An 18,736-nucleotide genomic window follows, 5' to 3' on the forward strand; every position below is an offset into this window, starting at 1 on the left:
AAATGGAATCAATCTTTAAGGAAGGGGCAATTTCCATCCTACAAACACATTTTATCACCTCAACACCAACAATCCATAAAGCACCGCCAAATTCTATCAGTGAAATTGTTTTTCTTGGCAGGAGTAATGTTGGTAAAAGTACCCTTATTAACCTCTTGCTTGGGCAAAAAGGATTGGCAAAAAGTTCAAGTACACCCGGAAAAACACAATTAATAAATTATTTTAAAACAAAGTGGAATGTAAATAATGAAATTGTAGAGTTTTATTTTGTTGATTTACCTGGTTTTGGTTATGCAAAAGTCAGCAAAGCCATCAAAGAACAATGGATAAAAAACCTTAAAGAATTCCTACAAAAACGAGATAGCATTAAGCTTTTTTTACAACTTATAGATTCGCGACACCCCGCCTTAGATATTGATAAACAAGCCTCCACATTTTTACAAAAATTACTCAGAAATGATCAAAAAGTCATACAAATTTTCACAAAATGTGATAAACTTAACAAGAATGATTTTAGACAATTACAATGCAAATTTCCTGAATCACTTTTTACGCATTCTAAAATGACAAAAAATGAGGTGCAGGCCATTTTGCAGAATATTTATATTCACACACTAGGCATACAAGGAGGAATCTATGCAAGTTCTTAAACCCGTCTTAGCAGATATTCCACAAATGCAGCAGCTCGTTCTACCAGAAATTCAAGCGGGTTTAATTTTGGAAAGAAGTGATGACGAAGTTGCAACAGCTATTCGGTCATATCATATTATCAAGGAGAATCAAACCATCATTGGCTTTTGTGCTTTACATATCTATTCTTCCGTTTTAGCTGAAGTACGTTCTCTGGTTGTTAAAGAAGAATTTCGCGGGAGAGGGCTTTCAAAACAGCTTATAGAAGCCATTTCAAAAGAGGCAGCTGAACTTGGCATTAAAGAAATTCTTTCTTTAACCTATCGTAAAAGTCTTTTTGAGTCTCTAGGTTTTGTAGAGATTCAAAAAACAGAAATTCCTAATCATAAAATATGGGCGGATTGTATTAAATGCAAACATTTTCCAATATGCGACGAAATCGCTTTAGTAAAGAAGCTATAAAAACAACATTACTCCTCCTTGCAATTTTGGCATACGGAGCATTAAGTGATATTCTTTATTGGCTACCACCACTTTTAGGTGTTGCTTTTATTCTGTTCTGTGAATTTATGGATAAAGGCAAAGTGCATTATGCTGTTCCACTCCTCGTATATCTCCTTTTCTTTGAAGCAAGTAAAGGCTTCCCGTTTCTAAGCACGATTATATTCTTTTTTATTGTTTACTTTCTTATTATTCCACATATTCGTTATTTAGTCCATTCTGGAAAATATCTATTGCCATTCTATGCTTTATTTATTTACTATAGCTACTTTTTATTTTGTTATTTTTTAGGTAGCTTTATGGGTATTGATGTGCCGGAAATGTCTTGGATATTGATTCTTTTTAGTGTCATTGAAGCAATTATTTTGGTGTTAATCATATGAGTGGACGTTTTAAAATTTTTATCGGAATTTTACTGGTTGTTTGGGCAGTTCTTTCATGGCGTGTGTATTATATTGCTATTGAATCACGCACAAAATATAGCGATCTTGCAAATAGCAATATCAATAAAGAAAGCATTATTGCACCCATTCGGGGGTATATTTTTGACCGACACGGTAAACCCTTAGCGGTTAATGATACAGGCTTTGCTCTCTCTATTGCACCCCATCTTAATTCCAATGATAAAACCTTTGAAATGAAGCTTGAACAAATTGCCTCGCTATTACCCATAACAAAAGAGGAAATTATCAAGCAATATGAAGACAAGGATTCACCTTATAATCACGATTTTATCCCTACGGTGGATTTTATTACTTACGAGCTTGCACATCGACTCTTTCCTATCATAGAACAAAATCGTGATATTTTTGAACTTCTACCCACCAGCCGTAGACGCTATCCTAATGGTTCAACTGCTGCCCATATTATCGGCTATATCGGTAAAGCAAACACAAATGATATTGAAAAAAACCCTATTTCAAAATACACAGGTGTTATAGGAAAAGAGGGGCTAGAGAGACAATATAATGACTTTTTACAAGGAGAATTAGGAAGGCGCAAGACAAAAGTTACCGCCTTTAATGAGGAAGTTGAAGTGCTTGAAGAAGTACAACCCACATATAACAACCATATTCAAACGAGCCTAGATTTAAGCTTGCAAAAAACATTAGATGCTGCCTTTAAGGGACAAAATGGAGCAGCTATTGTTATTGATGTTGAAAATGGCGAAATTATTGCTGCTGGAAGCTATCCTGAATACGATATCAATGAATTTCCAAGTGGCATTTCTATTGAAAAATGGGAAGCTTTACAAGAAGATCCACATAAACCACTTTACAATAAAATGATATATGGAGCATACCCACCTGGCTCTGTCATAAAAATGGGTATCGGGCTTGCATTCTTGCAATTTGCTGGAATTGATGAACATACAGTTATTCCTACCCCTGAATCTATTGAGGTTGGTAGTCGTAAATTTCGTGATTGGAAAACCGGAGGTCATGGAAGTGCAGACTTTTTTAAATCAATTAAACGCAGTGTTGATGTATACTACTATAAACTATCCCTACAAGTAGGCATAGACAATATTGCAAACACCTTAAAGCTCTTTGGCATTGGGCAAAAAAGTGGCATTGATCTTCCCGCAGAAGGTGCAGGAATTCTCCCAACACCAGAATGGAAGAAAAAACGTTACAATCTAAAATGGCATATTGGTGATACCATTAACTCTTCCATTGGGCAAGGTTATATGCTTACAACCCCCTTACAGATTGCCCGATATACTGCAGCAATAGCAAGCGGAAAACTTGTAACCCCCCACCTAGTTACACAAAAAGGAGATGAACAGATTATGGTGGAGACGCAAGATGTCTTTACTCCCTTCCAAAAAAGCAAATTGAAAGCGGCAAGAATCGGAATGTATCAGGTCTGTAACGAAGAGGGCGGAACAGGCTATTTTAGAGCATTAAAATCTAAAGTACGTTTAGCTTGCAAAACAGGAACGGCACAAGTTACGGGTATTCCTCAAGCTGATAAAGCAAGAATCAGGGAAGAAGATATGGAATACTTCCACCGCTCTCATGCTTGGTTTACAGCTTTTGTTCCATACGAGCAACCAAAATATGCCATTACCGTCCTCATCGAACATGGAATGCACGGTTCTTGGGCAGGTGATACTGTTGTTGTCTTAGCAAATGCCCTTGTAGATTTAGGCTATATTGACGAAAAATTCAAAAAGAAGAGAAAATAATAAATAAAAATCTGTTGTATGCCTATTAACAATATAAGTATATAGTAAATTTATCGTGGTATAATCATAGAATTCCTGTTGCCATTCTTCCACAGAAAACTATCTTTCAGCAAATATACAACAATTTTTTGGTAGAATATCCGCTTTAAATTTTAGAAAAGGAGGAAGCACAATGCCCAAGATGAAAACGAGTCGTGGTGCGGCTAAAAGATTTAAGCTGAAAAAAAATCTGATTAAACGCAAGTCTGCTTTTAAGAGCCATATTCTCACAAAAAAATCTCCTAAGCAGAAACGTCGATTAAATGCACCTCAATATGTTCATTCAACAAATGTTGAGCAAGTTAAAAAGTTACTTTGTTTGGCGTAAGCCTCATCTTAATGCCCCTTAATTCAGGGAAAGTGAGCTAAAAAGCTTCACCTTAAAAATTTCAAAGGTAAAGGAAAATAGATGTCAAGAGTAAAAACCGGTGTTGTCAGACGCCAAAGACACAAAAAGATTCTAAAATTAGCACGTGGGTTCTATAGTGGTCGTCGTAAGCATTTCAGAAAGGCAAAAGAGCAACTCGAAAGAAGTCTTTGCTATGCATTCCGTGATAGAAAGCAGAAAAAACGCGATTTTAGACGATTATGGATTACAAGAATCAACGCCGCTTGTCGTATTCATCAAATGAGTTATTCAAGATTCATGTATGGGCTAAAACTTGCAAATATTGAATTAGACAGGAAGATTCTTGCTGACTTAGCAATGAATGAACCAGAAAATTTTGCAAAAATTGTCGCTTCTGCTAAACAAGCAATTAAATAAATTTTTCTATTTTAGCTGTGCTTAGCATGGCTAAAATTTTACCACTATATCATAAAAACAAGATATGTTTTACCCCCAAACTAATTTTACGCCAGTTATTGTACAAGTGATTAGTGGATATTTACATTCATAATAATTTTAGTATTTTGCATTAGCTTTATTTAAAACGTGGAGTATTTTCATATCAATCTCAAACAGATTTTTTGCAAAAAAACATAGAATCCATTGAATAAGCAAGAAGATAATGAATTTAAAAAGTTCAACAATCATCAAGGAGTTTAGTAGATTATAAGCTTTTATACAAATTAAGAAGATTTTGAATAATTTCTTGTTGATTAAAATTTTGACTTCTTGCGTAGGCTCCCATACTCAATCGGTGATAAAGCTTAGTATCTTCTTTCAGTTGCGTAAAAGCTTTTGCAAGGGCTAAAGAATCGCACACAGGTACAATCAAACCACTTTGCCCATGCACATTTACCTCACTTACGCCAGAATGTAAAATTTGTGTTGAGACAATCGGTTTTTTAAAACTCATTGCTTCAACCTGTACAACTCCAAACATTTCAGTACGAAGAATGGAAGGAAGTGCAAACACATCACACTCTTGATAATAACTAAACACTTCTTCCTCACTTAACCCACCCAACAAAAAAACCCGCTTTTGTAGATTTAAATCTTGAATTTGTTTTGACAACTCAAATTCAAGTTTCCCTTGACCACCAATATAAATTGCATAATCCACACCTAAATGTAGAGCCGATTCTATTAAATATTTAAAACCTTTATAATGGACCAATCGCCCTAGTGCAAAAATATTGAATTGGTGCGGATTCATCTTTGTTGAAACAGGATTTAAAGGAACTTTTAATGGTGGGATAATAAAAGGAAGAATAACAGCTTTATCCCCAAAAAAAGCAGTATAATCAGATTTTTGAATATGGTTTTTTGTCGCACCAAGAATCAAGTTTGCACGTCGAATAAGCCATAAAAGCAGAGGGTGGTATAGTTTTAAAAGGTATTTTTGGCGAACAATATCGCTATGCCAATGCAAAACCACCTTACATTTGGGCTGAACAAGAAATAAAGCTAAAGCAGCAAAAGGATCTGGGTGATGGATATGGATAATATCATACCGATGAGCAATCTGTTTGAGCTTCCAAATTAACATTGGTGCGATGGGTGCTGAAGCAAGTAAACCCAAATTTGCCATACGATAAACAGTATATAATGGACGCGAATCTACCTTAACTCCAGCATAGGAAAATGACTCAACACTAGAATAAGAAAAATCATTCACACACAAAACATCCGCTTGAACACCTATTGCATTCAAACCCTCCACATAGTTTTTGATAACTTGCTCTATACCTCCATAGTGGGGTGGATAAAATTTTCCAAAATGTAAAACTTTCATGGAAAAAAATTTTTAGTTTTACATCTATTCAAATCAGATTCAACCATCATTGTGCATAATTTTTCTAAACTACATTGTGGATCCCAACCCAAGAGTTTTGCTGCCTTTGAAGAATCCCCAACAAGATAGCTCACTTCAGAAGGGCGGTAAAATTTTGGATTTACGGATACAAGAATCCTACCATCCTTATCAACGCCCACTTCATTCACACCGCTCCCCTCCCAATGCAAATCAATTCCAACAACGCTAAAGGCCAGTTGGGCAAACTGACGCACACTAGCAGAACAGCCTGTTGAAAGAATAAAAGTTTCAGGAATATCTGCTTGAAGCATTCTCCACATTCCCTCAACATATTCCTTCGCATACCCCCAATCTCGTTGTGCATCAAGATTTCCTAATTCTAATCTATCTAATAGCCCCAAACTAATCAATGCAACATTGTGGCTAATTTTTCGTGTAACAAATTCCAACCCCCTTAAAGGCGATTCATGGTTAAATAAAATTCCACTGACTGCAAAAATATTATAGCTATCGCGATAGTTAATTGTCATCCAATGAGCATAAAGTTTAGCAATTCCATAAGGACTACGCGGACAAAATGGGGTATTTTCTGTTTGTGGGCAATAAGCAGGAATACCAAACATTTCTGAAGTTGAAGCTTGGTAAAAACGAATTTCTGTATTTGTCATACGAATAGCTTCTAAGAGATGAGTAACACCTAATCCTGTAATTTGCGTTGTTGTGATGGGTTGTTCAAAAGATACACCCACAAAACTCTGTGCTGCAAGATTATAGATTTCTTGAGGTTCTACTTCCTGCACAACCCGTAAGATATTACCAAAATCCGTTAAATCACATTCAAGTAGATGCAAATGTGGATTTCCTAAAATGCCTAATTCTCGAATACGCCATAGATTTAATGTTGAAGTACGGCGATAAGTTCCATAGACTTCATAACCTTTCTGTAATAATAAGGTTGCCAAATACGCACCATCTTGCCCTGTAATACCTGTCACTATCGCCTTTTTTAGCACCCACTCTCCTTACTTATACTATTCCAAAGCTGAAGATATAATTTCAAAACATTTATCTTTATCAGGAACACTTCCAATATCTTTATAGACATTCATTGCCTTAAGAAAATGTGTCGCACTCAATGCAGCCTGCATCATCAACATTTCAAATCCTTCCACAGAAGGAATCTGTAAATTTTTTGCTAAAGCTAAAAAAGGTGTCGTACGTCCATAAATAATCTCATAAACAAGAACATCTTGACTGCCCTGCATATTCTTAAAAATAGCTGCAATTTGTTCACTGCTCAAAGGAAGATTATCATCTTGCAAACCTGCTGAAGTTGCATTAATAACTAAGTCGTATTTCTCAACAGGATTAAAATCGTCACTCAAACAAACAGAAAATCCCTGCGTTTTGAACCGTTCCAACTTAGAAACACTGCGATTCACAATCGTTAAAGGAATATTATGTTGTGCAAGAATAAAAGCAATAGCTTTTGCACTGCCTCCAGCTCCAATCAAAAGCGCATTCTTAGGAGAGATTCTCTTGTTTAGTGTACGATAAAATCCTTCTGCATCACTATTGTAACCAATAATTTTATCTCCCTCCTTAACAATGGTGTTCACGCTACCAATCTCTTTTGCCACACCCCTTACTTCATCACATTCAGACAATACGGATTCTTTAAATGGCAATGTTACATTTGCCCCCGTCAACCCAAGACGCAAAAACACTTCAACAACAGAAGCATTTTCTTCTAAAAGATAAGAGGAATAACGACCACTTAAGCCCAATCTAGCAAATAAAGTATTGTAAATTAAAGGTGATTGAGAATGGGCTATAGGACGACCAAAGACAGCAAAATAATTCATCACGATTCTCCTTTTACTTTCAAAAGCGGTTTATACGCCCAACCTTCAGCAGTAAGAATCCAATAATCAACTTCTGCTAAAGCAACCAACTCTTCTCCCCTCTTTTTCTTAACTGTGATAGGAGAATGGATTGAGGGCTTCTCTCGAATATTCATCACCGCAATACCGACGACATAAACAACTCCTTCTATGTTAGCACTACTTGTATTAGTCTCGGCTAAATTAGCTAAGGATTCTTGCTTTTGAATAGGTTTAACATATTGTTGAGAAACCCACCCTTCTTCAATGCGTATCCAACCATCAACTTTTTCAAGAGCAGAAAGCACCGTGTCACGACTCTTACTTGCCACCACCATTGCAGATCTTGTTGGTTCCTGACGCACATTTAAAGAATTTACTTGCACAACATACATTATAGGTTCTACTTTAGAGTTAGAATCTATACTTTGTGTTTGACCATCATGTTCTGTAGCAACTTGTGCAACAGCAGGGCCACTTTCTATGATATCCAAGTTCGGTGCTTGTGGTGTTACTGCAAGTGGACTAGATTGCATACTTGGTAATTCCTCTGCACGTGGCGGATTTGTTGTCGCATTGTCTGAAACGATGCGAACAACACCATCTTCATACTTCTTAATTTCACTATTCGTTACTAATATTACTTCTTCTTTTTTTAAATAATGTGTTAACTCGAAAACCATATAGTAGATGCCAAATCCCAAAAAAAGCACCAACAGTGGAATAGAATACACCCGAAAAAGCAATACAAATTTGCGTATATTCCTTTGTATAGAATTTAATTCAACTTCTTGCATTTTTGCCTCCCTTGCTCCTTGTTGAACTCTAAGTCAAATGAACTCCTTTTAAGCCAGATTTGACTTCGCCTAAAATAACGCCTCCACTTAAAGAGGCAACTTTTTCTGCCTTTTGTTTGTCTATAGCTAAAATCATTCCAACACCCATATTAAAGGTTTTATAAGCCTCTTCTTCAGCAACATTTTCCCTTAGTAATTCAAAAATAGGCTGAGTCGGTATGGCTTTTTTCTCAATAATTGCACATTGTCCATCCAAAAGAATACGTGGAAGATTTTCAATAATTCCTCCTCCTGTTATATGAGCTAAGGCTGAAATATCATTTTTAATTTCCTTAAAAAGTTTTACATAAATGCGTGTCGGCTCTAAAAATGTTTCAAGCAAAGTTTTACCATTAAAATTTTGTTGTAAATCTAACTGCCTTGTTTGAATAATCTTTCTCACTAATGAATATCCATTGGAATGTAAACCACTGCTAGGTATCCCAACAAGAATATCCCCACATTTAATCTTCTCTTTATCTAAATCTTGTTTTTCGGCAATACCCACACTAAAACCAGCCAAATCAAAATCATTATTTTGATACATTCCGGGCATCTCTGCTGTTTCCCCGCCAATTAACGCACATTCAGCTTCAATACAACCCTTAGCAATACCCTCAATCACTCCTGTTGCTTCTTCCACATTTAAAGCACCAGTTGCATAATAATCCAAAAAAAATAGAGGTGTTGCAAAATTACAGATGAGATCATTCACGCACATTGCAACAAGGTCAATCCCAACACTTTTAAGAGATTGATGCTCAATGGCTAACTTAAGTTTTGTCCCGACGCCATCTGTTGCAGCAAACAAAACAGGCTGCCGATAACCTTGCGGTATCTCAAACGCACCAGCAAAACAACCAATCCCTCCTAATACTCCACTAATAGCGGTACTCTTTGCTAAGGGTTTAATCTTTTCAACAAGCCGATTCCCCTCCGCAATATTTACACCCGCTTGTGCATAACTGATTAATTCTTTCATAATTTAAATAATCCACCTTAAAATTTTATAAACGCCACTGAATTTCTTTCTCCCCTCTGCGTCGCAATATGTCGTTTACTTCAAAAAAATGATTATTTCCAACAAAACGATTTCCAGCCAGTGGTGATGGGTGAGGTGATTCTAGCACAATATGCTTTGTCGTATCAATCAGATTCTTTTTTTCTTTCGCGTAGTTACCCCACAACAAAAAAAAGAGATTTTCCCTTTTTTCAGAGAGTAAGGTAATAGCCGCATCACTAAAAAATTGCCACCCTAAATTCCTATGTGAACCCGCCTTTCCTTCCTCAACACTTAAAATAGAGTTTAGCAAAAAAACTCCCTCTTGACACCAACGGCTCAAATCGCCATTGCTTGGAGGTTTTATCCCTAAAGATCGCTCCAATTCTCTAAAGATATTTTTTAAAGAAGGAGGAATCCTAACATGAGGTGGAACAGAAAAACAGAGTCCCATTGCTTCACCTCTATTATGATAAGGATCTTGCCCTAAAATTACAACACGTACTCGACTAAAAGGCGTTGAATTAAATGCATTAAATAATAAAGAAGGAGGAGGGAATACTTCTTTTGCACGCATTTTCGCATCTCTACGTGCAATAATATACCTCTCCCTCAACTCTGAAAAATAAGGCTTTAAAAATTCATCTTTTAATGCTTCTTTCCATTCAGGTTCAATCTGGATACGTTCTAAATCAACCACAATATTTAACCAATAATTTTAGGTACAATAAAATAACAATCCTCACTTTTTGGTGCATGCTTTAAGACGCTTTGTGCAACAGATTCATCTAAAGAGGGAATATCTTGTCGTAACGGCGTTGATAACACAGAGCGTACGTCTATATCTTGAGTAGGAACACGATTAAGATTTGCAACAAAATTGACAATCTCGCCCAACTCTTGTTTAATGTCCTCTTTTTTATCGTCACTAATGCGAATCATCGCAAGTTTTTCTAATTTTTGTAATAAATCATCTGTGATTTGCATTTACTCTCCTACATTGGAAACTAAAGCGTATTATGGCTTATTTTAACCAAAAAATCTCTTAAAAAATCGACAACAAAATCAGCGACACTCCAGTAACTTTTGATATATTTTAAGAAGTAATAAAAAATATAAGTGAACTTAAGATGGCTCCGGATGCAGGATTCGGACCTGCGACCAAGTGGTTAACAGCCACCTACTCTACCGCTGAGCTAATCCGGAATAAGGATTCCAATCAAAAACATTCGTCCTTCTCTAGGAACCAAAGAAACTAAAAGAGTCAGAATCATATACTTTTTTTTTAAAAAAGTCAAGGGGTGATTTAAAGTTTTTGCAAAATTCTTATCGCCCTCACAACTTTAAATAATCAAATCTTATCGCATATTAAAGCACTCTAAAAAGATTAAAGTGTTACTATTTACTACACTTTAATAATTTTTTTCCTTTATTCGCGTTATTATTTGAGGATATTTTGAAAACTCTTTAAAATTATATGCTACATTATAGTCATAATTTACCTTAAGGAGGAAAAATGAGTCGTATCCAAGATGAACTTGGCTTCACAGAAGAACAAGCCAAAGCATATGACAAATACCAAAAGTTTATTCAATTTCGTAATAAATTTTCTGTTATTTTGTCCATTATTGTTCTTGCGTGCTATTATGCCTTTATTATCGGTGTAGGCTGGTTTCCAGAAGTTTTGGGCTACCCTATTGGGCCTAGCGTTGTAACACTCGGCATTCTAGCGGGACTAACCATTATTGTAACCTCAATTATTATCACGGGTATTTATACTTTTGTTGCGAATACCTACTTTGACCGCGACCAAGCACAAATTGTTGAGGAATTACAAAAAAGCGGAGTTGCTGATAAAATTACAAAGGGGACATCATGAAGATTCTTATTACCTTGCTTGCATTATCTATACTTTCTTTGGGTGCACCCATCGATGTCAGCGGAGCAGAAAAAAGTGAAGTGAATGTTGTTGCAATTGGAATGTTTCTAGCGTTTGTTGTAGGAACACTTCTTATTACCTACTATTCTAATCAAAAATCTAAATCAGCCTCTGGATTCTATACGGCTGGGGGAAGCATTACAGGACTTCAAAATGGAACAGCCATCGCTGGAGATTATATGAGTGCTGCAAGTTTTCTTGGTATTACCGCTCTTGTTTTCAGTAATGGCTTTGATGGTTTAATCTATTCTATCGGCTTTCTTGTTGGTTGGCCAATCATCTTATTTCTCATTGCAGAAAAATTCCGTAATTTAGGAAAATTTACCTTTGCAGATATTACCGCTTATCGCTTGAACGCCAAACCTTTGCGCACACTCTCTGCTATGAGTGCATTATCTGTAATTGTTTTTTATCTTATCGCACAAATGGTAGGTGCTGGGCAACTTATTCAGGTACTTTTTGGACTCGACTATATGATTGCCGTTATCTTAGTTGGCATTTTGATGATTTGTTATGTTGTGTTTGGCGGAATGCATGCTACAACCTGGGTTCAAATTATCAAAGCTATTTTACTCCTTGCTGGTGCAAGTTTTATGGCATTTATGATTCTATATCTTACAAAATTTGATTTAACTTATTTTTTTAATCAAGCTATCGAACACCATCAAGAAGGAAAAGGAATTATGTCGCCCGGCAGCTTTGTAAAAGACCCCATTTCTGCATTATCTTTAGGGCTTGCATTAATGTTTGGAACAGCCGGACTTCCCCATATTCTTATGCGTTTTTTTACAGTAAAAGATGCAAAAGAGGCAAGAAAATCTGTATTTTATGCAACAGGACTTATCGGCTATTTTTATATCCTAACTTTTATTATCGGCTTTGGTGCGATTGTCCTTTTACTTGGAAATCCAGAATTTACAAATGCAGATGGCACACTTAAGGGTGGAGCAAATATGGTCGCTATCATTCTTGCAGAAGCTATTGGCGGTAATGTATTCTTAGGGTTTATCTCTGCTGTCGCTTTTGCAACAATTCTTGCGGTTGTTTCTGGGTTGGCTATTTCAGGAGCGGGTGCAATTAGTCATGATTTGTTTGTAAATGTCATTAAAAATGGAAATTGCGACCATGATCTTGAAATGAAGGTAACAAGAGGTTCTACAATCGCATTAGGTATCCTTGCAATTATACTTGGAATTATCTTTGAAAAACAAAATGTCGCATTTACGGTTGGATTAGCGTTTGCCATTGCTGCAAGCGTGAATTTTCCTATTCTCTTGCTTTGTATTTATTGGAAAAACCTTACCACAAGGGGAGCATTCATTGGTGGATTGTGTGGACTTGTCGTTGTGCTTATGCTTGTGATTCTAAGCCCTAGTATTTGGGTGAAAAGCTTTGGATTTGAATCAGCTATTTTTCCGTATGACCATCCAGCATTATTTACAATTCCATTGACTTTTATCTTAATTTGGCTATTCTCCATTACAGACACAGGGAAACGTGCAGAAATAGATAAGAAAGGTTTTGTAGCACAAGATTTCAGGGCACAAAGCGGTATTGGTATTAGCGAAGCTGTCGATCATTAATTTAGTTTCCTCACTATGAGAAAAATGAAACAAAAGAAAAAAGTTTTAATCCCTCTTTGTTTCATTTTTCAACCTCAAATCACCTAGCATTTTCATAATTAAGATATAATTCATTATTTAAACAAGGAGATAGAATGTTACTTGATAATAAAGTTGTACTTGTCACTGGGGGGACGGGCAGTTTTGGTAAAAAATTCATTACTCAACTTTTTCAAATTGCAAACCCTAAAAAAGTAATTGTTTTTTCACGCGATGAATTAAAACAATACGAAATGTCTCAATATTTTACCGATTCAAGAATGCGTTTTTTTATTGGTGATGTGCGGGATAGAGAACGATTAATTCAAGCTCTTAATGGTGTGGATATTTGCATCCATGCTGCTGCTTTAAAACATGTCCCTATCGCAGAATACAACCCCACAGAATGCATTAAAACAAATATTCACGGTGCACAAAATGTTATTGATGCGTGTTTGCAAAATGGAGTACAAAAAGTCATCGCACTTTCAACAGACAAAGCAGCAAATCCCATCAATTTGTATGGTGCAACAAAACTAGCTAGCGATAAACTTTTTGTAGCAGCTAACAATATGAAAGGAAGTAAAACAACGCAATTCAGTGTTGTACGTTATGGAAATGTTGTAGGTTCTAGGGGAAGTGTTGTGCCTTTTTTTAAACAATTAATCAAAAATGGTGCAAAAGAGATTCCTATTACTGATGAAAGAATGACACGTTTTTGGATTACTCTAGAACAAGGCGTTGAATTTGTTTTCAAAAATTTGGAGCGGATGCAGGGCGGAGAAATTTTTATCCCTAAAATCCCTTCCATGAAGATTGTTGATCTTGCAAATGCCCTTGCACCAAATATTCCACGCAAAATTATTGGTATTCGCCCCGGCGAAAAACTCCATGAAGTAATGGTGCCAAAAGACGATTCACATTTAAGTCTTGAATTTAGTGAATTCTTTATCATCAAACCCACAATCAATTTTCAAACTCCCATTAATTACGCAGTTACAGCAAATGGAGAAAAAGGAAAAGCAGTAGAAATTGGTTTTGAATATGACTCTCTAACAAATACACAATGGCTAAGCAAAGAAGAAATTATTTGTATGAGTGAGCAATTCTAATGCAGCTATTGCAGGGAAGAAGAATTATTTTAGGCGTTAGTGCAAGTATCTCCATCTATAAAAGTTTGGAAATTTTACAGCTATTCAAAAAGCTTGGAGCAGAGATTAAAGTCGTGATGAGCAATGAAAGTAAAAAGTTTCTTACACCACTCCTTTTTGAAGCCCTAAGTCATTCTCAAGTACTAGAATGCGACTCTGAATCGTGGGAGGCAAATAAACTTAATCATATTTCTCTTGCTAAGTGGGGAGAAATTCTTCTTATTGCACCTGCAAGCGTTAACACAATCAACAAGCTAGCAGCAGGGATTGCGGATAATTTATTACTCCAAACTGCTATTGCATTCAAAGGGCAAAAAGTAGTTGCACCCGCCGCCAACACAACAATGTTTTTAGATACTTCCACTCAAGAATCATTGCAAAAACTCATACAAAGAAATACGCATATTATTTCACCTATTTGTAAAGAATTAGCTTGTCAAGATACTGGGATTGGAGCATTACAAGAGCCTTATGAAATTGTTTTACAAACCGCACGAATGCTACTCAAAGAAGAGTTCTGGGAAAATAGAGAAGTTGTCATCACTGGTGGGGGTAGTATTGAATGTATCGATTCTGTACGTTATATCAGTAATTTTTCTAGTGGAAAAATGGCACAGAATTTAGCCTTAAGTGCGTACTTAAGAGGTGCAAATGTAACCTTACTGGCATCAAAATTCTTCCCCTACCCTCTACTCTTCAACCTTCCGCTTAGCACACAAATTCAAATCCAACATCTCAATAGTGCAAAAGATTTCCAAAATGCTTTGCAAGAGTGGATTACCCAAAGAAAAACAACTACCAAAGTCCCATATCTATTTATGGCGGCAGCCATTAGTGATTATTCCCCGAAGGATATTCAAAAAGGAAAACTTAAAAAAGAAAATTTGGGACAAAATTGGCAACTCGAATTTACGCAAAATACCGATATTCTTGCGTCTATTGATAAAACACGATTGCATACTATCGGATTCAAACTAGAAGAAAGCCAAAATGCTCTTATCCGTGCAAAAAAAGCTTTACAAACAAAAAAAATTGATGCAATATGCTTAAATACGCTCGAATCTTCACCTTTTGGAAACGATTCCAGTCAAATTCATTTTATCACACATTATTTTGAAGAATCTTTGCAAGGTTCTAAATTAGAAATTAGCTTAAACATTCTTAAGTATAGTGCTTTATTGGAGAATAATCATGATTAATCAGGTTACACAAGGTGCAGAAGTTTCAAACAAAATGTCAACTACAAACAATACACCAAAACAATTTAACAATACCATTCCTATTTCTTTAGAAGTCATGGAAAAACTAAGTCCAACGCGTTATATGCTTAGATTAGGAAACACCACAATGCAAACAAAAAGTCTCACAGAATTGGTTATAGGGGCAAAATATTGGGCGCAAATGGGACGCGGTAGTGATGGCTTAATTGCACTTTCTCAACTAACTCCACAACCAAAAATTCTAGCCCACCTCGCCAATGCACCTATGCGTCTAAGTGGCGAAGAACTCAAGGAATTATTCAAAGATGCCAAAACAAACCCATGGGATAATTTAAAAAATCAGCTATTAGAGAGGGCTGTTTTAGCTGAAAATAAAGCGGATTTCAACTTTTATATGCAAATGCTACTTTCTATGCATAATCGCGTTTTAACACTTCCCCTAAACATAGAAGAACGTGAGGCAATGTTACAAATGCGCAAGAAAAAAGCGGGTCAGTACCATGAATTAGAATTTTATGCTGTTTTTCCTAATTTGGGTGCAGTAGGAGGAAAACTCACTAGTGATGGCAAAAATGTAAACCTTGCACTTAGAGTTACATTCCCTACTTCAGCAGCATTACTCGAAGCAAATAAAGAATTCTTAAAAGGAATTCAAAATTTTTCAATTACCATCGATAAACACATTGAACCTCTTTATGACTTCAAAGAAAGCCATAGTTCCTTGCTAGATATGAAGGGCTAAGATGAATCAAATACGACATGTTGCGATTATTATGGACGGAAATGGGCGATGGGCAAAACAAAGGAATCTTAAACGTAGCGATGGGCATCGTGTGGGAGCAGAGACATTACACGATATTACGCGTTTTTGTGCGGAAAGTGAGGTGGAATATCTCAGTATTTATGGATTCTCAACAGAAAACTGGAATCGCCCAAAACTAGAGGTTGATTTTTTAATGAAACTTCTCAAAGATTATTTGCGCAAAGAACGCGAAACCTATCTTACGCATCAAATTGCATTCAAAGTTATTGGGAATTTAGAACCTTTTCGCAAAACTTTAAAAAAAGAGATAGCAGAATTAGAAGCAATTAGTGCTGGGGGCAAGAATCTTATGCAGATTCTTGCCTTAAATTATGGTAGCCGTGATGAAATTTTACGTGCTTGCAAGAAGATTCTCCATAATCCACACAACATACAAAATCCACACTCTTTAACAATAGAGGATTTCGGTCAAGCGATGGACACAAATGGCATTCCTGATGTTGATATGCTCATACGCACTGGTGGAGAAAAACGTATATCAAACTTTCTGCTATGGCAAAGCCATTATGCAGAATTATTTTTTAGCGATACACTCTGGCCTGATTTTAAAGTGGAAGAACTCGCTTGTTTTTTTGAAGAATTTAAGCAAAGAGATAGACGCTTTGGGAAGATTCAAGAATAACACTAACCTCAAATACCCATATATGAAAATACACCAATAAAAATAACCAAAACTAAAAATGCAAATTATTGTTCAGCCTACCCCCTCGAACAAAAGGGGTAGAGCTACTTCAAATTTATTTTCTTGGGTCGGCAATTCTCCCTTCCAAAGCACTCATTGCAACAACTGCGGAATTTGCAAGATAGACTTCAGAACTTCTTGCACCCATTCTACCGATAAAATTACGATTTGTTGTAGAGACACAACGTTCATTATCACCCAAAATACCCATATACCCACCAAGACAAGCACCACAAGTTGGATTTGAAATTAATGCCCCTGCCTCGAGTAAAATATCAATATATCCTAAAGAATGTGCATCTTTGTAAATTTTCTGTGTTCCTGGAGTTACAATCAGACGCACATCTTTATGTACTTTTTTACCCTTAAGAATTTCACTAGCAATTTTTAAATCACTCAAGCGTCCATTCGTACAGCTCCCAATAAATGCTTGATCAATTTTCAAAGAATCTTTCACCGCTTGTTCAACACTCTTTCCATTGCTTGGCAAAAAAGGATATGCGACAACTGGACTTAAACGACTAACATCAATTTGGATTTTTTGAATATACTTTGCATTTTCGTCGCTTTGAAATTCTTTAGGCTTAGAACGCAGGCTTGGACGCTCACTCAAAAACTCCCGCGTGGTAGAATCTACTGCAATAATACCATTTTTTGCACCGGCTTCAACAGCCATATTACAAAGGCTAAATCTATCATCCATACTTAAATGTGCAATTGCCTCCCCGCTAAACTCTAATGCTTTATACAACGCCCCATCAACGCCAATCTGACGAATCACCTCTAAAATCAAATCCTTGCCATAAATGTGTTCTGCGGGTTTACCCATAAATTCTACCAAAATAGACTCTGGCACTTTAAACCAATTTTTACCCGTTATCATCGCATACGCAATATCCGTGCTACCCATACCTGTGCTAAAAGCACCTAAAGCACCATGTGTACAGGTATGAGAATCCGCACCAATAATGACATCACCACTTACAACAATACCTTTTTCAGGAAGTAAAGCATGTTCAATCCCCATATCCTTTTCATCAAAAAAATATTTTAAATGATGTTCTTTTGCAAAATCTCGACTAATCTTTGCTTGATTTGCAGATGCAATATCTTTTGCGGGAATAAAATGGTCAAGAACAATACAAAAACCATTCGGATTTGCAAGAGTTTTTGCACCACTTTCCCTAAAAGCTTTAATAGAAATAGGTGTTGTAATATCATTTCCAATCACCATATCAATGGAAGATTGCACCATTTCCCCCGCAAAAACTTCCTTGCCCACGTGATCTGAAAAAATTTTCTCCGTTAAAGTCTGTTGCATTTCTCACCTCCAATAAATAAGTGAGATTTTACCATAGAAGTACAATACTAAACAATAATATTCCCTCAATTTAAAATTATATTAGAAGTTTATCTACTAAAACCCTTAAAACTTTAAACAAAAGGCTTCTGCAATAAAATACCCCTACTAAAGAGATGAGGAGATTCCTAGCATTCTAGCCAATGCTAGATAACCTGGAAGGCTTTTTGCTTATAGGCTAATTTCTAACCTGCACAACTCTATTCCACATTTAATTTTACAGAATCGCCCTCTTCATAACTCACAATGTTTTTTTAAAAACAAAACCTGTTTTATCATAATTCATCTTACATTCATAAAAATGATGAGCCGCCGTTCGTGGAAAACTAGAGCTAAGTTCTAATTCCTTATATCCTGCTTCTTTCGCCCATTTTTCTATAAGACTAAGCGATATAGCCCCAAATCCCTTGCCCCTTAATGTATCGGTGATGACAAAGTCGCAAATATAAAGACATTGTGTGTGATATAGCACCTCAAAGGGCATAACGCCACACATTCCGATGTATTCATTATCAAGCAAAAAGCCAAAAAGGCGATAGCCCATTTTTTCTTTTTGTGTGAAAACTCGCTCTATAAACTCCTCTTGCGAGAGATGCGGACGAAGTTGTCGTGCGATTATGTGGAGTTTTGCTAATTCTTGTTTTGAATCTAGCTCTTGCATTGTAAGCATTGTTGTCCT

Annotated in this window: 21 protein-coding genes and 1 tRNA gene; 12 read left to right on the plus strand and 10 right to left on the minus strand. The window is 36.2% G+C overall.

The genetic code is table 11. From position 1 onward, the window contains the following. The first annotated feature begins 2 nt into the window (after positions 1-2). From yihA to rplT, 6 genes are all read left to right on the plus strand, one after another. The gene (gene yihA / locus CCZ01_RS01385) at positions 3-650 is read left to right on the plus strand and encodes a ribosome biogenesis GTP-binding protein YihA/YsxC (RefSeq protein WP_112051446.1); all 648 of its coding nucleotides are present in this window, start codon (positions 3-5) and stop codon (positions 648-650) included. Continuing rightward, positions 637-1,092 (plus strand): N-acetyltransferase, encoded by a 456-nt coding sequence (locus CCZ01_RS01390; protein WP_112051447.1) that lies wholly within the window; start codon positions 637-639, stop codon positions 1,090-1,092. Before yihA ends, CCZ01_RS01390 begins: the two co-directional genes overlap by 14 nt. Further along, entirely contained in the window at positions 1,041-1,514 is a 474-nt protein-coding gene (locus tag CCZ01_RS01395; RefSeq protein WP_181566269.1) for a hypothetical protein, read from the plus strand. The genes CCZ01_RS01390 and CCZ01_RS01395 overlap by 52 nt, the downstream gene beginning before the upstream one ends. After that, positions 1,511-3,322, plus strand: coding sequence for a penicillin-binding protein 2 (gene mrdA / locus CCZ01_RS01400; RefSeq protein ID WP_112051449.1), 1,812 nt, complete (start codon positions 1,511-1,513; stop codon positions 3,320-3,322). The genes CCZ01_RS01395 and mrdA overlap by 4 nt, the downstream gene beginning before the upstream one ends. 172 nt (positions 3,323-3,494) lie before the next feature. Continuing rightward, on the plus strand, positions 3,495-3,689 hold the full coding sequence (gene rpmI / locus CCZ01_RS01405; RefSeq protein ID WP_112051450.1) for a 50S ribosomal protein L35: 195 nt from the start codon (positions 3,495-3,497) through the stop codon (positions 3,687-3,689). An 81-nt stretch (positions 3,690-3,770) separates the two neighbouring features. After that, on the plus strand, positions 3,771-4,127 hold the full coding sequence (gene rplT, locus CCZ01_RS01410; protein WP_112051451.1) for a 50S ribosomal protein L20: 357 nt from the start codon (positions 3,771-3,773) through the stop codon (positions 4,125-4,127). Between the two features lie 286 nt (positions 4,128-4,413). Here the strand turns inward: rplT and CCZ01_RS01415 are convergent, their stop codons facing one another. The 8 genes from CCZ01_RS01415 to CCZ01_RS01450 form a co-directional block, all read right to left on the minus strand. Beyond that, complete coding sequence (locus tag CCZ01_RS01415; protein WP_112051452.1) at positions 4,414-5,541, minus strand: glycosyltransferase; 1,128 nt, start codon at positions 5,539-5,541, stop codon at positions 4,414-4,416. Continuing rightward, positions 5,538-6,575, minus strand: a complete 1,038-nt coding sequence (gene gmd, locus CCZ01_RS01420) for a GDP-mannose 4,6-dehydratase (RefSeq protein WP_112051453.1) — start codon at positions 6,573-6,575, stop codon at positions 5,538-5,540. Before gmd ends, CCZ01_RS01415 begins: the two co-directional genes overlap by 4 nt. Before the next feature lie 18 nt (positions 6,576-6,593). Beyond that, positions 6,594-7,427 (minus strand): shikimate dehydrogenase, encoded by an 834-nt coding sequence (locus CCZ01_RS01425; RefSeq protein ID WP_112051454.1) that lies wholly within the window; start codon positions 7,425-7,427, stop codon positions 6,594-6,596. Beyond that, the gene (locus tag CCZ01_RS01430; protein WP_112051455.1) at positions 7,427-8,242 is read right to left on the minus strand and encodes an SH3 domain-containing protein; all 816 of its coding nucleotides are present in this window, start codon (positions 8,240-8,242) and stop codon (positions 7,427-7,429) included. The genes CCZ01_RS01425 and CCZ01_RS01430 overlap by 1 nt, the downstream gene beginning before the upstream one ends. 28 nt (positions 8,243-8,270) lie before the next feature. Next, positions 8,271-9,263, minus strand: coding sequence for a phosphoribosylformylglycinamidine cyclo-ligase (gene purM / locus CCZ01_RS01435; RefSeq protein WP_112051456.1), 993 nt, complete (start codon positions 9,261-9,263; stop codon positions 8,271-8,273). Between the two features lie 25 nt (positions 9,264-9,288). After that, positions 9,289-9,984: a uracil-DNA glycosylase gene (ung, locus tag CCZ01_RS01440; protein WP_112051457.1), complete on the minus strand. Its 696-nt coding sequence runs from the start codon at positions 9,982-9,984 to the stop codon at positions 9,289-9,291. Between the two features lie 2 nt (positions 9,985-9,986). Beyond that, complete coding sequence (gene gatC, locus CCZ01_RS01445) at positions 9,987-10,268, minus strand: Asp-tRNA(Asn)/Glu-tRNA(Gln) amidotransferase subunit GatC (protein ID WP_112051458.1); 282 nt, start codon at positions 10,266-10,268, stop codon at positions 9,987-9,989. Between the two features lie 144 nt (positions 10,269-10,412). Next, a tRNA-Asn gene (locus CCZ01_RS01450) sits at positions 10,413-10,487 on the minus strand. Between the two features lie 310 nt (positions 10,488-10,797). Between CCZ01_RS01450 and CCZ01_RS01455 the strand changes: the two genes are divergently transcribed. The 6 genes from CCZ01_RS01455 to CCZ01_RS01480 all read left to right on the plus strand — a co-directional run bounded on the left by CCZ01_RS01455 (position 10,798) and on the right by CCZ01_RS01480 (position 16,637). After that, complete coding sequence (locus CCZ01_RS01455) at positions 10,798-11,160, plus strand: DUF485 domain-containing protein (protein ID WP_112051459.1); 363 nt, start codon at positions 10,798-10,800, stop codon at positions 11,158-11,160. Further along, entirely contained in the window at positions 11,157-12,803 is a 1,647-nt protein-coding gene (locus CCZ01_RS01460) for a cation acetate symporter (RefSeq protein WP_112051460.1), read from the plus strand. Before CCZ01_RS01455 ends, CCZ01_RS01460 begins: the two co-directional genes overlap by 4 nt. 134 nt (positions 12,804-12,937) lie before the next feature. Then, the gene (gene pseB / locus CCZ01_RS01465; protein ID WP_112051461.1) at positions 12,938-13,933 is read left to right on the plus strand and encodes a UDP-N-acetylglucosamine 4,6-dehydratase (inverting); all 996 of its coding nucleotides are present in this window, start codon (positions 12,938-12,940) and stop codon (positions 13,931-13,933) included. Next, complete coding sequence (coaBC, locus tag CCZ01_RS01470) at positions 13,933-15,171, plus strand: bifunctional phosphopantothenoylcysteine decarboxylase/phosphopantothenate--cysteine ligase CoaBC (protein WP_112051462.1); 1,239 nt, start codon at positions 13,933-13,935, stop codon at positions 15,169-15,171. Before pseB ends, coaBC begins: the two co-directional genes overlap by 1 nt. Next, positions 15,164-15,934 (plus strand): hypothetical protein, encoded by a 771-nt coding sequence (locus CCZ01_RS01475; RefSeq protein WP_112051463.1) that lies wholly within the window; start codon positions 15,164-15,166, stop codon positions 15,932-15,934. The genes coaBC and CCZ01_RS01475 overlap by 8 nt, the downstream gene beginning before the upstream one ends. A gap of 1 nt (position 15,935) precedes the next feature. Further along, a complete protein-coding gene (locus tag CCZ01_RS01480) occupies positions 15,936-16,637 on the plus strand; it encodes a di-trans,poly-cis-decaprenylcistransferase (RefSeq protein WP_112051464.1) in 702 nt (233 codons plus the stop codon). A 115-nt stretch (positions 16,638-16,752) separates the two neighbouring features. Here CCZ01_RS01480 and CCZ01_RS01485 read toward each other — a convergent pair whose 3' ends face one another. Next, positions 16,753-18,018 carry a 3-isopropylmalate dehydratase large subunit gene (locus CCZ01_RS01485; RefSeq protein ID WP_112051465.1) on the minus strand — a complete coding sequence of 422 codons (1,266 nt, stop codon included), beginning with the start codon at positions 18,016-18,018 and terminating at the stop codon, positions 16,753-16,755. Between the two features lie 280 nt (positions 18,019-18,298). Next, positions 18,299-18,727 carry a GNAT family N-acetyltransferase gene (locus CCZ01_RS01490; RefSeq protein WP_258436302.1) on the minus strand — a complete coding sequence of 143 codons (429 nt, stop codon included), beginning with the start codon at positions 18,725-18,727 and terminating at the stop codon, positions 18,299-18,301. Between the last annotated feature and the right edge of the window lie 9 nt (positions 18,728-18,736).

The organism is Helicobacter monodelphidis (assembly GCF_003288845.1).
Classification (GTDB): Bacteria; Campylobacterota; Campylobacteria; order Campylobacterales; family Helicobacteraceae; genus NHYN01.

Excerpts from the sequence above, each read along its gene's own strand:
- CCZ01_RS01490 (WP_258436302.1), bottom strand. The coding sequence starts at position 18,727 with ATGCTTACAATGCAAGAGCTAGATTCAAAACAAGAATTAGCAAAACTC.
- purM (WP_112051456.1), bottom strand. The coding sequence starts at position 9,263 with ATGAAAGAATTAATCAGTTATGCACAAGCGGGTGTAAATATTGCGGAG.
- CCZ01_RS01460 (WP_112051460.1), top strand. The coding sequence starts at position 11,157 with ATGAAGATTCTTATTACCTTGCTTGCATTATCTATACTTTCTTTGGGT.
- coaBC (WP_112051462.1), top strand. The coding sequence starts at position 13,933 with ATGCAGCTATTGCAGGGAAGAAGAATTATTTTAGGCGTTAGTGCAAGT.
- CCZ01_RS01485 (WP_112051465.1), bottom strand. The coding sequence starts at position 18,018 with ATGCAACAGACTTTAACGGAGAAAATTTTTTCAGATCACGTGGGCAAG.
- rplT (WP_112051451.1), top strand. The coding sequence starts at position 3,771 with ATGTCAAGAGTAAAAACCGGTGTTGTCAGACGCCAAAGACACAAAAAG.
- CCZ01_RS01395 (WP_181566269.1), top strand. The coding sequence starts at position 1,041 with ATGCAAACATTTTCCAATATGCGACGAAATCGCTTTAGTAAAGAAGCT.
- CCZ01_RS01390 (WP_112051447.1), top strand. The coding sequence starts at position 637 with ATGCAAGTTCTTAAACCCGTCTTAGCAGATATTCCACAAATGCAGCAG.
- CCZ01_RS01455 (WP_112051459.1), top strand. The coding sequence starts at position 10,798 with ATGAGTCGTATCCAAGATGAACTTGGCTTCACAGAAGAACAAGCCAAA.
- mrdA (WP_112051449.1), top strand. The coding sequence starts at position 1,511 with ATGAGTGGACGTTTTAAAATTTTTATCGGAATTTTACTGGTTGTTTGG.
- CCZ01_RS01415 (WP_112051452.1), bottom strand. The coding sequence starts at position 5,541 with ATGAAAGTTTTACATTTTGGAAAATTTTATCCACCCCACTATGGAGGT.
- rpmI (WP_112051450.1), top strand. The coding sequence starts at position 3,495 with ATGCCCAAGATGAAAACGAGTCGTGGTGCGGCTAAAAGATTTAAGCTG.
- CCZ01_RS01430 (WP_112051455.1), bottom strand. The coding sequence starts at position 8,242 with ATGCAAGAAGTTGAATTAAATTCTATACAAAGGAATATACGCAAATTT.
- CCZ01_RS01425 (WP_112051454.1), bottom strand. The coding sequence starts at position 7,427 with ATGAATTATTTTGCTGTCTTTGGTCGTCCTATAGCCCATTCTCAATCA.
- yihA (WP_112051446.1), top strand. The coding sequence starts at position 3 with ATGGAATCAATCTTTAAGGAAGGGGCAATTTCCATCCTACAAACACAT.
- CCZ01_RS01475 (WP_112051463.1), top strand. The coding sequence starts at position 15,164 with ATGATTAATCAGGTTACACAAGGTGCAGAAGTTTCAAACAAAATGTCA.
- gatC (WP_112051458.1), bottom strand. The coding sequence starts at position 10,268 with ATGCAAATCACAGATGATTTATTACAAAAATTAGAAAAACTTGCGATG.
- CCZ01_RS01480 (WP_112051464.1), top strand. The coding sequence starts at position 15,936 with ATGAATCAAATACGACATGTTGCGATTATTATGGACGGAAATGGGCGA.
- pseB (WP_112051461.1), top strand. The coding sequence starts at position 12,938 with ATGTTACTTGATAATAAAGTTGTACTTGTCACTGGGGGGACGGGCAGT.